This is a genomic window from Nocardiopsis camelliae, from assembly GCF_028993595.1.
Classification (GTDB): domain Bacteria; phylum Actinomycetota; class Actinomycetes; order Streptosporangiales; family Streptosporangiaceae; genus Nocardiopsis; species Nocardiopsis dassonvillei.
Genome location: NZ_CP118614.1, coordinates 2,179,481 through 2,192,549, shown reverse-complemented (window position 1 = coordinate 2,192,549; position 13,069 = coordinate 2,179,481). Strand labels below are relative to the sequence as shown.

The window sequence follows — 13,069 nt, the reverse complement described above, 5'->3', positions numbered from 1 at the left end:
CCGTAGAGCACGCGCCCCGGCGGCACATGCGGACCAGTACTGCAAGGAGTTCTCGACCATGTCCACCGCCCGTCCCGACCACCCGCACCAGCACGCTCCGGCCGGGGCCGCCTCCACCAGGCGCCCGGGCTGGCCCGAGATCGCGGTCGGCCTGCTCGGCTGCGTGGCCGCCACGGCGGCGCTGCTGTTCTTCGGCCCCCTCGGCCCGCTAGGTCTGGACCCGGTCACCTACGGTCTCATCGTGGCCGCCTGGTCAGGCGTGGCCGGTCTCACCGGCTTCGCCGCTGCCGCGCTGATCCGCATCCGTTCGCTCGGCGCCTTCGGCGTGCGCCGCACCACCTGGCGCTGGATGCTCGTCGGCGTGCTCGGCGGACTGGTCGCCCTGGTCGCCAAGGCCGTGCTGACCTCGGCCGTGGCCGCCGTGAGCGGGTACGGCTCCGACCCCCAGGGCATGTACTACGACGCCGCCGGGGGCAGCGCGGTGTCCCTGGTTCTGACGGTGCTGTTCCTGTCCGTCCTGACGCCGATCGGTGAGGAGTTCCTCTTCCGCGGGGTCGTGGCCAACGCCCTGCTGCGCTACGGGCCGCTCGTCGGCGTCCTGGGCAGCGCGGTGGTCTTCGCGCTCTTCCACGGCATCAACATCGTCCTGCCCGCGGCGATCGTGGTCGGCGTCATCGCCGCCGAGCTGATGCGCCGCAGCGGGTCCGTCTGGCCCGCGGTGGCGGTCCACGTCGTCAACAACCTGGCCCTGCCGCTGTTCGTGCTCCTCACCGGAGCCACCGGCACCGCCTGACCCGCCCGGCACGGCCGCCCGGTCACGACTCCGACCGCTCCCCCTGCGCGGGGCGAGGCGTGGGTCTCTCTGCCGAAGCGCCACGGGGTTTCCGGGGAGTAAACGTCCGATCTCGCGAGAAAAGCCCGCCGTGTCGGATGTGGGGTTCCCGCGAAGGCCGCATCACTCTTCGTAACTCATGTTCGCCCTGGTCAGCGACTTGCAATCACCCCAAGTGACCACCACGGTCGCCACTGTAACTCTCCTCACACTGTACGGGCCGGAACGCTTAGGCTAGCCTCCCCTTAGTTAGGGCGCCCTACATAAGAGTGTTCGCGAAGTTCCTCACCCTATGCCCACACCCGCTTTGCGGGTGCTGTCGGCATGCCCGTTTCCAGGAGGATGATCCATGAGCTCCCTCGCGCGGTCCGCACCGGGCCCGCTGCACGGGAACGCCGGTGCCCTCGGCACCAGGCCCGAGCCGACACCCCCCTCCGACCAGGACCCCGACGACCCCCGGGCACAGCTGTTCGACGCCCAGAGCGCCGAACACTACCGCGACCTGACCGGGGAGGCCGCGGCCCGCGTCGCCCGGCGCATCGCCGGAGCCGACCGGCCGCTCACCGGAGCCACGGCCGAGGACCTGCGCCCCCAGATCGACAAGGTCGACCTCGACCAGCCGCTCCACGACCCCACCGCGGCGCTGGACGAACTCGAACGCGTCTACCTCGACGACGCCGTCTACTTCCACCACCCCCGCTACATGGGACACCTCAACTGCCCCGTGGTCCTGCCCGCCCTGCTCGGCGAGACCGTCCTATCCGCCGTCAACTCCTCCCTCGACACCTGGGACCAGAGCGCCGGGGGCACCCTGATCGAACAGCGGCTCATCGACTGGACGTGCGAACGCGTCGGCTTCGGCGAGACCGCGGACGGCGTCTTCACCAGCGGCGGCAGCCAGTCCAACCTCCAGGCCCTGCTCATGGCGCGCGACGAGGCCCACCAACGCGCCAAGGCGCAGGAGGGCCAGGACACCCGCCTGGCCGAACTCCTGCCCAGGATGCGCGTCCTGACCTCCGAGGCCGGACACTTCAGCGTCGCCAAGTCCGCCGCCCTCCTCGGCCTGGGCTACGAATCCGTCATCACCGTGGCCTGCGACGACAGACGGCGCATGCGCCCCGACGCCCTCGCCGCCCAACTGCGCAGGTGCCGCGCCGAAGGGCTCCTGCCCATCGCCGTCGTCGCCACCGCCGGAACCACCGACTTCGGCAGCATCGACCCCCTGCCCCGCATCGCCGACCTGTGCCGGCAGCGCGGCGTGTGGATGCACGTCGACGCCGCCTACGGCTGCGGCCTGCTGGTCTCACGCCACCGCCACCTGCTGGAGGGCGTCGAACGCGCCGACTCCGTCACCGTGGACTTCCACAAGTCCTTCTTCCAGCCGGTCAGCTCCAGCGCGATCGTGGTCCGCGACCGCGACGTCCTGCGCCACGTCACCTACCACGCCGACTACCTCAACTCGCGCTCGGACGGCAGCACCCCGCTGCTCTCCCCCAACCAGGTCGACAAGAGCCTGCAGACCACACGCCGCTTCGACGCCCTCAAACTGTGGCTCACCCTGCGCGTCATGGGCGCCGACGGCGTGGGCGCCCTCTTCGACAGCGTCCTGGACCTGGCCGCCGCCGCCTGGACCCTGCTCGACGCCGACCCGCGCTTCACCGTGGTCACCCGGCCCAGCCTGAGCACCCTGGTCTTCCGCTGCGCCGTACCCGGCGCCGACCCCGACACCGCCGACGCCGCCAACCGCTACGCCCGCGAGGCGCTGCTGGCCTCGGGCCGCGCCTTCGTGGCCCGCACCACCGTCGACGGCAGACCCCACCTCAAACTCACCCTGCTCAACCCCAGGGCCACCCCGCAGGACGTCGCCGAGGTACTGGACCTGATCGCCGCGCACGTCGACCACTTCGTGAACGGACACCACGCACCCGACCACCCGGCCCCGCCCGAGGCCCACACGGCCCCCGCCCTGCCGACCACCACCGGGAGGTCCCGTTGACCACCAGCCGCCACCCCGCCCCGGCCGCCGACCCCGGCCGAATCCACGACTTCGCCGCCGTCGGCATCGGCCCCTTCAACCTCGGCCTGGCCTGCCTGACCGCGCCCATCCCCGGCCTGGACGGCCTCTTCCTCGACGAGAAACCCGAGTTCTCCTGGCACTCCGGCATGCTCCTGGAGGAAGCCGAACTCCAGACCCCCTTCATGTCCGACCTGGTCACCCTCGCCGACCCCACCTCGCCCTTCTCCTTCCTCAACTACCTCAAGGAGACCGGCAGGCTCTACCCCTTCTACATCCGCGAGCGCTTCTACCCCCTGCGCGCCGAGTACGACGACTACTGCCGCTGGGCCGCCCGGCGCCTGGGCGACGCCGTCCGCTTCGGCCAGCGCGTGGACTCGGTGGAGTACGACCCCGACCAGGCCCTCTACCTGCTGCACAGCACCGAGACCGCGACCGGCGCCCGGCACACCCACCGCGCACGGCGCCTGGTGCTCGGCACCGGCACACCCCCCTACCTGCCCGAACCCTGCCGCGACCTGCCCGGCGACGCCGTGCACAGCTCCGGCTACCTGCCCGCCGCGCGGCGGCTGCGCGACAAGCGCAGCGTGACGGTCGTCGGCAGCGGACAGAGCGCCGCGGAGATCTTCCACGACCTGCTCCAGGACCTGGACGGACACGGCTACCAGCTCAACTGGGTCACCCGCTCCCCGCGCTTCTTCCCGCTGGAGTACACCAAGCTCACCCTGGAGATGACCTCCCCCGAGTACGCCGACCACTTCCACGCGCTCCCGGCACCCACCCGCGACCGCCTCGTGGCCTCGCAGAAGAACCTGTACAAGGGGATCGACTCCGACCTCATCAACGCCATCTACGACCTGCTCTACGTCAAGAGCCGCCTGGGCCCGCCGCCCGTACGCCTGATGACCGGCACCGAGGTCACCGGCGCCCGCCACGACGCGGCGGGCGGCGCCTACACCCTGGACCTGCGCAACACCGACCAGGGGCGCGACTTCACCCTCGACACCGAGGGCCTGGTGCTCGCCACCGGCTACCAGTACCGGATGCCGGACTTCCTGGAACCCATCACCGACCGCCTGGCCTGGGACGGGTCCGGGCGCTTCGCGGTGCGCCGCGACTACCGCGTCGACCTCGGGGCGCCGCCCGCCGGGGAGGACGCGCCCGGCGCCGACGGCTCCCCCGACGACGGCCGCGGACCGGAGTTCGCCCGGGGCGCCGTCTTCGTGCAGAACGCCGAACTGCACACGCACGGCTTCGTCGCCCCCGACCTGGGCATGGGCGCCTACCGCAACTCCTGCATCCTGCGCGCGATGCTGGGCCGCGAACCCTACGCCGTCGAGCGCTCGATCGCCTTCCAGGAGTTCGGCGCACCCGGGCAGGGCGCCCCGCGCACCGACGCCCGGGACGGGAACCGCCCGAACCACGAAGGCCCGAACCACGAAGGCCCGAACCACGAAGGCCCGAACCAGGAAGACCCGGACCAGGAAGACCCGGACCAGGAAGACCCGGTGGAGACGGCCCTCCCGGCCTCCGGACCGGCCCGGAAGGCGGCGCGCCGATGAGGGAGCAGGCACCGGCACCGGCCGCGCCCGACCAGGCCGCCGACGCACCGGCCTCGGGCGACGTGTCCGGCCGCAGCAGGACACCCGACGGAGGGACCGCAACCGGCAAGGACACCGCGCCCGACCGGGCCGCCGCGGCCGTCTTCACCCGCACCGACCCCGAAATCGGCGAATTCCGCGTCCGGCCCGTGGACCCCGACGCCGACGCCCCCCTGCTGCACCGCTGGCTCACCCACCCCAAATCCCACTTCTGGCTCATGTCCGAGGCCACCGAGGACGACGTCGCCCGCGACTACCGCACCATGGCCGCCTCCCCGCACGAACACGCCTACGTCGGCGAGTGGCGCGGCACCCCCCGCTTCCTGGTCGAGCGCTACGACCCCGGCCACAGCGAACTCGCCGCCCACTACCCCGTGCTCCCCGGCGACACCGGCATGCACTTCCTGGTGGCGCCCACCGACACACCCGTACACGGCTTCACCCGCGCCGTGATCACCACCGTCATGGAACTGCTCCTCTCCGACCCCGCCGCCCGACGCGTCGTCGTCGAACCGGACGTGCGCAACACCGCCGTCCACACCCTCAACGCCGCCATGGGCTTCCGGGTCCTCACCACCGTGACCCTCAAGGACAAGGACGCCCACCTGAGCACCTGCACCCGCGACCAGTTCCGCGCCGCCGTCGCCGCGGCCCCGACCACAGGAGGCATCGGACGATGACCACGCCCACCACCCGACCCGACACCCACGGGCCCCGCCTCCGGGACCCCCGCGACGCGGTCGGCCACCTGGCCCCGCAGACCTGGGAGCGCGCCAACCGGCTGCTCGTGCGCAAGGCCCTGGCCGAGTTCGCCCACGAACGGCTGCTCAGCCCCGAACCCGGCCCCGACGGCCTCTTCTCGGTCACCAGCGACGACGGCGGCGTCGAGTACCGGTTCGCGGCCCGGGTCATGGCCCTGGACCACTGGCGGATCGAGGCCGACAGCATCGTCCGCCGCGACCTGCGGCGCGACGGCGCGCGCCTGCCCCTGGACGCCCTCGACCTGATCCTGGACCTGCGCAAGACGCTCGCCCTCGACGAGGACGTCCTGCCCGTCTACCTGGAGGAGATCACCAGCACCCTGGCCAGCAGCGCCTACCGCATGTCGGACGCGCAGCCGAGCGCCGCCGAACTGGCGCGCGCCGGGTTCCAGGAGATCGAGGCGGGGATGACCGAGGGCCACCCGTGCTTCGTCGCCAACAACGGGCGCCTGGGCTTCGACGCCGCGGAGTACCGCGCCTACGCCCCCGAGGCCGCCGCCCCCGTACGGCTGGTGTGGGTCGCCGCCCGGCGCGAGCGCACGGTCTTCAGCTGCTCGGCCGACCTGGACCGCGAGGAACTGCTGCGCGGCGAACTCGGCGCCCAGGCCCTGGCCGTCTTCGACGCGCGGCTGACCGACATGGGCCTGGACCCCGGCGACTACCACCTGATCCCGGTCCACCCGTGGCAGTGGTGGAACCGGCTGGCGGTCACCTTCGCCGCCGACGTCGCCCGCCGCGACCTGGTGTGCCTGGGCCACGGCCCCGACGAGTACCGCGCCCAGCAGTCCATCCGCACCTTCTTCAACACCTCCGCCCCCGAACGCCACTACGTCAAGACCGCGCTGTCGGTGCTGAACATGGGCTTCCTGCGCGGCCTGTCCGCCAAGTACATGGAGGCCACCCCGGCCATCAACGACTGGGTCGCCTCGGTCGTGGCCGAGGACCCCGTCCTGCGCGGCACGCGCGTGGAGATCCTGCGCGAACTGGCCGCGGTGGGCTACCGCACCACCCACTACGCGCAGGCTTCGACGGAGAAGTCGCCCTACCTGAAGATGACCGCCGCGCTGTGGCGCGAGAGCCCGGTGACACGGCTGCGGTCGGGCGAGCGCCTGGCCACGATGGCCTCGCTGCTGCACACCGACGCGCAGGGGAGGTCCCTCGCCGCCGAGCTCATCGCCGAGTCCGGTCTGGAGCCCGCGGACTGGCTGCGCCGCTACCTCGACGCCTACCTCGTCCCCCTGCTGCACTGCTTCTACGCCCACGACCTGGTGTTCATGCCGCACGGGGAGAACGTCATCCTCGTCCTGCGCGACGGGGTGCCCCAGCGGGTCCTGCTCAAGGACATCGCCGAGGAGATCGCGGTGATGAACGACGACGCCGAACTGCCCGCCGGGGTCGAGCGGGTCCAGGGCGCGGTGCCCGAGGACATGCGGGTGCTGTCGCTGTTCACCGACGTCTTCGACTGCTTCCTGCGCTTCCTCAACGGCGTCCTCGCCGGTGAGGGCGTCCTGTCCGAGACCGACTTCTGGCGCACCGTGGCCGCGTGCGTGGCCGGCTACCAGGCGTCGGCGCCCCACCTGGCCGACCGTTTCGCGCGTGACGACCTGTTCGCGGAACGCTTCGCGCTCTCGTGCCTGAACCGGCTGCAACTGCGCAACAACCGCCAGATGGTCGATCTGGAGGCCCCGTCCGCGGGCCTGCAACTGGTCGGCACCCTGGAGAACCCCATCGCCGGGTTCCGTCCCGCGCCCCGGTAGGCGCGGCGGGACAGGGGCTTTCCGCGGTCCGGTGGGCGCGGCGGGACAGGGCTTCCGCGGTCCGGTGGGCGCGGCGGGACAGCGGGGTTCGCCGGTCCGACGGGGTCCGAAGAGGTCCGCGTACGCCGCGTCCGCTCCGGGGAAGGGGCTCCGTGCCCCTCCCCCGGCGGTCCGCGCCGCCGGACCGCCCCGGGTGTCGTGGCGGCGCGGTACGTTCTTCGGGCCCGCGCACCGCACCGCACCGCCCAGGAGGAGACGTGGACCCCTACTCGCCCGTGCCGGAACTGAACCTGCTCAGGGAGCTGGAGGAGCGGGCCGACGGTGACTTCGTCGCGGACGGCTTCGAGACGCTCGACTACGGCGACCCGGAACAGCTGACCGGCTGGCCGGAGGACCCGGCGTTCCGGTCCCGCCTCATCCCCTTCGCCCTGGCCAACGGCTCCGGCTCCGTCTACGCCCTGTGGCGCTGCGACGACCGCGAGGACCCCGTCGACCTGCCCGTCGTCGTCCTCGGCGACGAGGGCGCCGTGGCGGTGGTGGCCGAGAACCCCCGCGGCCTGGTCCTGCTCCTGGGTGCGGACTCCGAGATCGGCGTCGACCACGGCTACCCGCCCTACCTGCGCGGCGAGCCCCAGGATGAGGACGGGCCCCGGCGCACCCGGTACCGCGCCTGGCTCCAGGAGCACTTCGGACGCGGCCTGCCCACGGAATCCGAGGTCGACGCCGTGCTGGAGGGCGCGCGGGACCGTCACGGCGAGTCCTTCGAGCGGTGGGTGGACGGCTACCTGCCCTCGTGATCTCGTCCTCACGCCGTTGGTTCTGCGGAGAAAGCCGCTCCTTTACGGCGTAGATTCACTTTTGTCCGTTTATGCCGGATATGACGCCGTGGCCGACGGCGAGAGCGGTGCCCGACCGGGTCGCCGCCCGCCACCCCGCACCCCCTCTGAGCTGGCCTTTTCGGCGACCCGAAACCCGGGGCGCCACAACCCGGTGTGTTTGCCGAACCCGAGCACGGGACAGATCTGCTACGCACAGTGACGGACCCTGCCGAGCCGAGGAAAACGCGCATGACCGAGATCGTCTTCGACCACACGACCAGCGGTTACCGGCTGCCGCACGCGCGGTGCCTGGCCCACGCGGCGCGGCTGGCCTACGAGGACGAGGCGCGGGTCCGGGACCAGGCGGCCGCGTGGGGGTTCGACCGCGTGGAGTGCTTCCAGGTGGCCTTTCGTGCGCCCTTCCCGCTGGAGGACACCCAGGCCTACACCATGGCCAGCGACGACATGATCATCACCGCCTTCCGCGGCACCGAGCCCGCCGAGATCCGCGACTGGCTCTCCGACGCCAACGCCCCGCTGGTCCCCGGGCAGGCGAACCGGGGGATGGTGCACTGGGGGTTCAACCAGGCGCTGGAGGCGGTCTACCCCGCGATCCACGCGGCCGTGGGCGAGATGCGCGGCAACGGCCAGTCGGTGTGGTTCACCGGCCACAGCCTGGGCGGCGCGCTGGCCATGCTGGCCGCGGCGCGCCTGTACTTCTCCGACGGGGTCCTGGCCGACGGCGTCTACACCTTCGGCCAGCCGCGCACCTGCGACGCCGCCCTGGCCGGGGCCTACGACGAGGCGTTCCGGGGCCGGATGTTCCGCTTCGTCAACAACAACGACATCGTCGCCCAGGTGCCGCCCGAGCCCCTGTACCGCCACGTCTCCGAGATGCGCTACATCGACGCGCGGGGTCGCCTGCGAGAGGGGCGGATGCCGCTGCTGGACGGGCTTGCCGACTCCTTCCGGGGGCACACCGCCGACCTGTTCTCCCCCGGAGCCGACTGCGTGCGCGACCACGCCATGGACGCCTACGTCGAGCGGCTCGACGCCGCCGCGCGCTGAGGCGCCGCCGGTCCCGGGGTCCGGCGGCGCTTGTCGTCCGGCCGGGAGTCAGTCCTTCCACTCCTGGATCATGGTGTCGCAGGCGTGCACGCACATCACGCGCAGCCGTCCCGTGCCGGTGTTGGTGAAGCCGTGCCACACCCCGGGTTGGACGACCAGGGTGTCGCCCGCCGTGGCGGTGAGCCTGCGTTCGCCGACGGCGAACGCGGCCTCGCCCTCCAGGACGGTCCACGTCTCGGTGTAGGGGTGGCGGTGCAGGCCGGGCCCCTGTCCGGGGTCGTTGTCCACGAGGAAGAACGAGATCCCCGAGCCGTGGGGGCGGCCCTCGAAGCGCAGCGTGCGCGAGTCGCCCATCCGGAGTTCGTCGGCGGGGACCACGCGGTCGTGTGTCGTGCTCTCCACGGCGCTCACTCCCCGAACCCGGTCACGCGGCGGACCTCGGCGGACCCGCGGGCCTCCGCGGGCACGCGCGCGGCCCGACCGGCCGCCGCGCCGGTGACGCGGTACCCGGTCGGCGTCGGGCCCGGGGCGGGCGAGCCCCCGGCCCCGCCGCCCGGGGAGGCGGCGGCCGGATCGTGGTGGTGGAGCGGTGCGAACCTCATCGCGGTGTCCCTTCGGGTGTGCCCGTCTCGGTGTGGCTCCACCATGGCCGGGCGGGCGCGCCGCGCTCTACACTTTCGATGTGCGTCGAAACAGGGTCCGCTTCCGGATCGGGGCGGCCGACGTCTCGGCGATCCGGTTCGGCGTCTCACCGGGCCACGAGCTGTGCCACGCGGTCCGGGTCCTGCTCGACCCCTCGGGCCACCCGCTCCAGTGGGGCTGGCTGCGCGCGGTGCGGGGGTCGCTGCCGAGGCGGCCGTTCGAGTACCTGGCCACGGTGATCGGCCACGAGGGCTACTTCCCCGACTTCCTCACGGCGGCCCCGTCCTGGGACATGACCCCCGAGGAGGAGGCCGAGCGCCTGCGGCGCGTGCCGCCCGAAGCCGTCCGGGCCGACCTGACCAAGGTGCTCGCGCGCTCGCGTGGGCGCCGCCACGCCCTGGTGGCGGACATGTTCGCCCACCCCGAGCGCACCCGCGCGCTGGTCTCGGACGCCTGGACGGCGGTCTGGGAGGCCGCGCTGGCCCCGCACTGGCCGCAGATCCGGCGCCTGCTGGGCGCGGACATCGACCTGCGGGTGCGGCGCATGGGCGCGGGGGGCGTGGCGGCGATGGTGGGCACGCTGCACGAGTCGGTGGGCTGGCACCGGGACGCGATCGAGGTCGGGATGCGCAGGCACGACGAGGACGTGGCCTGCGAGGGCAGCGGCGTGGTGCTCACGCCCTCCGTGATGAGCGCGCCGCACTGCTCGGTGCTCACCGAGCCGCCCGTGCAGCCGACGCTGTTCTACCCGGTGCACGGGCTGTCGGCGGCGTGGACGCGTGAGGGCACGGCCGCGGCGGAGGCGCTGGAGGAACTGCTCGGGTCGGGGCGCGCCCGCGTCCTGCTGACCCTGGACGGGCCCCGGTCCACGTCGGAGGTGGCCGGGGACTGCGCGATGGCGGTCTCCACGGCCTCGCACCACCTGTCGATCCTGCGGCGGTCGGGGCTGGTGGAGGGCCGCCGGGAGGGCACGCGGGTGATGCACGCGCGCACGCCGCTGGGCGAGGCCCTGGTGACCGGAGGGGCCTGAGGGTCGGCGGACCGACGTGCGCTCCCCGGTACGGAGCGCACGCCCGGAGGTCGCGGGGCGAGTGGGGCCGGTGGGAACGCACACCCCGAAGCCTCCGGGCGACGGCAGCCGGTGGAAACGTCCGCCCGAAAGCCGTGGAGCGCACTCCCAGGAGTGCGGGGCGCACGCCCGGAGGTCGCGAGGCGAGTGGGGCCGGTGGGAACGCACACCCCGAAGCCGCCGGGCGACGGCAGCCGGTGGGAACGTCCGCCCGGAAGCCGCGGGACGAGTGGCCGATGGGAACAGCAACCCGGCCGGGGAGGCCCCGGCCCCCGGTCAGCGGGCCCCGGTGTCCGGGTCCGCGTCCGGGGCGTGCGAAGCGTCCGGACCGGGAACCGGCGCGTCCCGGTCCGGCTCCGCGTCCCGGTCCCGCTCGGGCGCGATGGCGCGGGCCAGGTGCTCGGCGACCTGGCGGCGCGTCGGGGGCGCGAGCGTGCCGCTGGACAGAGACTCGTACAGCCACAGGCCGTCCGCGGCCAGGCGCAGCACGAACAGCTCCATCTCCTCCGGTGACAGCGGCCCGGCGGACGGTTCGGGTGTCCAGCGCCCCATCACCTCGTCCCAGGGGGCGCGGGTGGCCGGTTCGTTCGCGGTCTCCAGCAGGAGCAGCAGCTCGGCGCGGGTGGAGCTGTGCGCGGCCACCCGGGCGTAGGCCGCCAGGCGCTCGCGGGACGTGGCCCGGTCCGCGCTCCTGCCGGCGGCCTCCACCAGGTGGTCGTCCCACCCCTGGGCCAGGTGTTCGTGCAGGGCCTGGAGCAGGGCCTCGCGCGAGGGGAAGTGGTAGAGCAGCCCTCCCTTGGTCAGACCCGTCTCGGCCGCCACCGACTCGTAGGTCAGGGCCGTGACGCCGTCGCGCTGGACGACGCGGAAGGCCGCGTCCAGGATCTGTGTCCGGTTGCTCTTGCGCATGCTCTCCCCCGGGGGTCAGTGGTCCGCGTACGCCGACGAGGACGTGCCGGGACCATGGTGGCGCAGCAGCCGCCAGGTGAGGGCCGCGCCGCACGCCAGGACCGCCGCGACCACGACCATGACCACGAGGTAACCGGTGTCGAAGGCGTCGTGGGCCGCGGCGACGACCGCGCCGTCTCCCCCGGCCGAGGCCAGGGCGTCGGCCAGGCTCCTCCCGGCGGCGGCCGGGGCGCCCTGCGGCAGCTGGACGGCGGCCGCGTAGACGAAGGTGACCAGGCTGCCCATCAGCGCCACCGCGGTCAGGTTGCCGAACTCGTAGGAGACCTCCTCCACCGAGGAGGCCATCCCGGCGCGGCTGGCGGGCGCGTTGCCGATGATCGCCGTGGAGGCCACCGACATCGCCGCGCCCAGCCCGGCGCCGGTCAGCAACAGCCCCGCGACGAGCCAGCCGATGCCCGTCTGGAAGCCCAGGATCGAGACGACCACACCCGCCACGCCCGCGGCGAGCCCTCCCGCGATCAGGGGCAGCAGGCCGGTCCGGTGCAGGAACGCGCCGCCCAGCAGCGCGGTCGGCAGCGAACCCGCCGCCACGGCGGCCACCAGCAGCCCGGCCTCCAGCGGCGTGAAGCCCACGACGAGCTGGAAGCGCTGGGTGGTGACGAGCTGGATGCCGCCGATGGCGAACATCGAGAACGCCGCGGCCAGCACGCCGGAGGTGAAGGCGGGGTTGCGGAAGACCGCGAAGTCCAGCAGCGGGTCATCCAGGCGGCGCTGGCGTCGCGTGAACAGGACGAAGGCCACCACGGCCACGACCGCGGCGACGGCGAAGAGCGGCCAGCGCGGCGGCGTGTGAGCCAGCTCCTTGATCGCCAGCACCGAGGCGACCAGTCCGGCCATGGCCTGGAGCGAGGAGACCAGGTCCCAGTGCTTGCCGGGGTCGGGGACGTTGGGCGGCGCGATCAGCGCGGTCGCGACCAGGGCCGCGACGACCACGGGCACGTTGAGGAGGAAGACCGAGCCCCACCAGAAGAACTCCAGCAGGACCCCGCCCACGATCGGCCCCAGCGCGCCGCCGACCACCGAGACGCTGCCCCAGACCGCGATGGCGATGTTGCGTTCGCGTTCGATGGGGAAGGCGATCCTGATCAGCGCCAGGGTGGCGGGCATCATCGCCGCCGCGCCCACCGCCAGCAGCGCGCGCGAGGCGATGAGGACCCAGGCCGTGGGGGAGAACGCGGCGACCAGCGAGGCCAGGCCGAAGACCACCAGCCCGACCACGAACATGCGCACGTGGCCGATCCGGTCGCCCAGCGTGCCGCTGCCCAGCAGCAGACCGGCCATGACGACCGGGTAGGCGTTGATGATCCACAGGCTCTGCGCGCCGGTCGCCCCCAGTTGAGCGGTGAGGGTCGGCAGGGCGGTGTACAGGATCGTGTTGTCCACGGTGACGAGCAGCAGTCCGGCCGCCACGGTCACCAGCAGCAGCCACCGGCGTGTCGCCGTCATGGCCGTCGCGTGCGTCTGATGTGAGCCCATGGCCCGAAATTTACCTTACATCCGGTACAGTTTCGCGCCCGCTCCCCCGGCGCGGACGGGCC

The 13,069-nt window shown here is 73.1% G+C and carries 12 protein-coding genes; 8 read left to right on the top strand and 4 right to left on the bottom strand.

The genetic code is table 11. The features are described from left to right. Positions 1-58 precede the first annotated feature (58 nt). The 7 genes from PV789_RS09625 to PV789_RS09595 all read left to right on the top strand — a co-directional run bounded on the left by PV789_RS09625 (position 59) and on the right by PV789_RS09595 (position 8,851). A complete protein-coding gene (locus PV789_RS09625) occupies positions 59-793 on the top strand; it encodes a CPBP family intramembrane glutamic endopeptidase (RefSeq protein WP_274977088.1) in 735 nt (244 codons plus the stop codon). Positions 794-1,181: 388 nt separating this feature from the next. Then, positions 1,182-2,828 (top strand): pyridoxal phosphate-dependent decarboxylase family protein, encoded by a 1,647-nt coding sequence (locus tag PV789_RS09620; protein WP_274977087.1) that lies wholly within the window; start codon positions 1,182-1,184, stop codon positions 2,826-2,828. Next, the gene (locus PV789_RS09615) at positions 2,825-4,408 is read left to right on the top strand and encodes a lysine N(6)-hydroxylase/L-ornithine N(5)-oxygenase family protein (protein WP_274977086.1); all 1,584 of its coding nucleotides are present in this window, start codon (positions 2,825-2,827) and stop codon (positions 4,406-4,408) included. The genes PV789_RS09620 and PV789_RS09615 overlap by 4 nt, the downstream gene beginning before the upstream one ends. Beyond that, positions 4,405-5,127, top strand: a complete 723-nt coding sequence (locus tag PV789_RS09610) for a GNAT family N-acetyltransferase (RefSeq protein WP_274977085.1) — start codon at positions 4,405-4,407, stop codon at positions 5,125-5,127. Before PV789_RS09615 ends, PV789_RS09610 begins: the two co-directional genes overlap by 4 nt. Continuing rightward, complete coding sequence (locus PV789_RS09605; protein ID WP_274977084.1) at positions 5,124-6,965, top strand: IucA/IucC family protein; 1,842 nt, start codon at positions 5,124-5,126, stop codon at positions 6,963-6,965. Before PV789_RS09610 ends, PV789_RS09605 begins: the two co-directional genes overlap by 4 nt. A gap of 257 nt (positions 6,966-7,222) precedes the next feature. Further along, positions 7,223-7,762, top strand: coding sequence for a hypothetical protein (locus tag PV789_RS09600; RefSeq protein ID WP_274977083.1), 540 nt, complete (start codon positions 7,223-7,225; stop codon positions 7,760-7,762). 270 nt (positions 7,763-8,032) lie between these two features. Then, the gene (locus tag PV789_RS09595; protein WP_274977082.1) at positions 8,033-8,851 is read left to right on the top strand and encodes a lipase family protein; all 819 of its coding nucleotides are present in this window, start codon (positions 8,033-8,035) and stop codon (positions 8,849-8,851) included. 48 nt (positions 8,852-8,899) lie between these two features. Here the strand turns inward: PV789_RS09595 and PV789_RS09590 are convergent, their stop codons facing one another. Beyond that, positions 8,900-9,253: a cupin domain-containing protein gene (locus PV789_RS09590; RefSeq protein WP_274977081.1), complete on the bottom strand. Its 354-nt coding sequence runs from the start codon at positions 9,251-9,253 to the stop codon at positions 8,900-8,902. 5 nt (positions 9,254-9,258) lie between these two features. Next, positions 9,259-9,453 (bottom strand): hypothetical protein, encoded by a 195-nt coding sequence (locus tag PV789_RS09585; RefSeq protein ID WP_274977080.1) that lies wholly within the window; start codon positions 9,451-9,453, stop codon positions 9,259-9,261. Between the two features lie 80 nt (positions 9,454-9,533). Between PV789_RS09585 and PV789_RS09580 the strand changes: the two genes are divergently transcribed. Then, positions 9,534-10,523: an ArsR/SmtB family transcription factor gene (locus PV789_RS09580; protein WP_274977079.1), complete on the top strand. Its 990-nt coding sequence runs from the start codon at positions 9,534-9,536 to the stop codon at positions 10,521-10,523. Between the two features lie 315 nt (positions 10,524-10,838). On the opposite strand, the gene PV789_RS09575 is transcribed toward PV789_RS09580, so the two are convergent. Continuing rightward, complete coding sequence (locus PV789_RS09575; protein WP_274977078.1) at positions 10,839-11,471, bottom strand: TetR/AcrR family transcriptional regulator; 633 nt, start codon at positions 11,469-11,471, stop codon at positions 10,839-10,841. 15 nt (positions 11,472-11,486) lie between these two features. Continuing rightward, positions 11,487-12,977, bottom strand: a complete 1,491-nt coding sequence (locus PV789_RS09570; protein ID WP_274978105.1) for an MFS transporter — start codon at positions 12,975-12,977, stop codon at positions 11,487-11,489. Positions 12,978-13,069 lie beyond the last annotated feature (92 nt).

Excerpts from the sequence above, each read along its gene's own strand:
- PV789_RS09625 (WP_274977088.1), top strand. The coding sequence starts at position 59 with ATGTCCACCGCCCGTCCCGACCACCCGCACCAGCACGCTCCGGCCGGG.
- PV789_RS09620 (WP_274977087.1), top strand. The coding sequence starts at position 1,182 with ATGAGCTCCCTCGCGCGGTCCGCACCGGGCCCGCTGCACGGGAACGCC.
- PV789_RS09610 (WP_274977085.1), top strand. The coding sequence starts at position 4,405 with ATGAGGGAGCAGGCACCGGCACCGGCCGCGCCCGACCAGGCCGCCGAC.
- PV789_RS09605 (WP_274977084.1), top strand. The coding sequence starts at position 5,124 with ATGACCACGCCCACCACCCGACCCGACACCCACGGGCCCCGCCTCCGG.
- PV789_RS09595 (WP_274977082.1), top strand. The coding sequence starts at position 8,033 with ATGACCGAGATCGTCTTCGACCACACGACCAGCGGTTACCGGCTGCCG.
- PV789_RS09585 (WP_274977080.1), bottom strand. The coding sequence starts at position 9,453 with ATGAGGTTCGCACCGCTCCACCACCACGATCCGGCCGCCGCCTCCCCG.
- PV789_RS09575 (WP_274977078.1), bottom strand. The coding sequence starts at position 11,471 with ATGCGCAAGAGCAACCGGACACAGATCCTGGACGCGGCCTTCCGCGTC.
- PV789_RS09570 (WP_274978105.1), bottom strand. The coding sequence starts at position 12,977 with ATGACGGCGACACGCCGGTGGCTGCTGCTGGTGACCGTGGCGGCCGGA.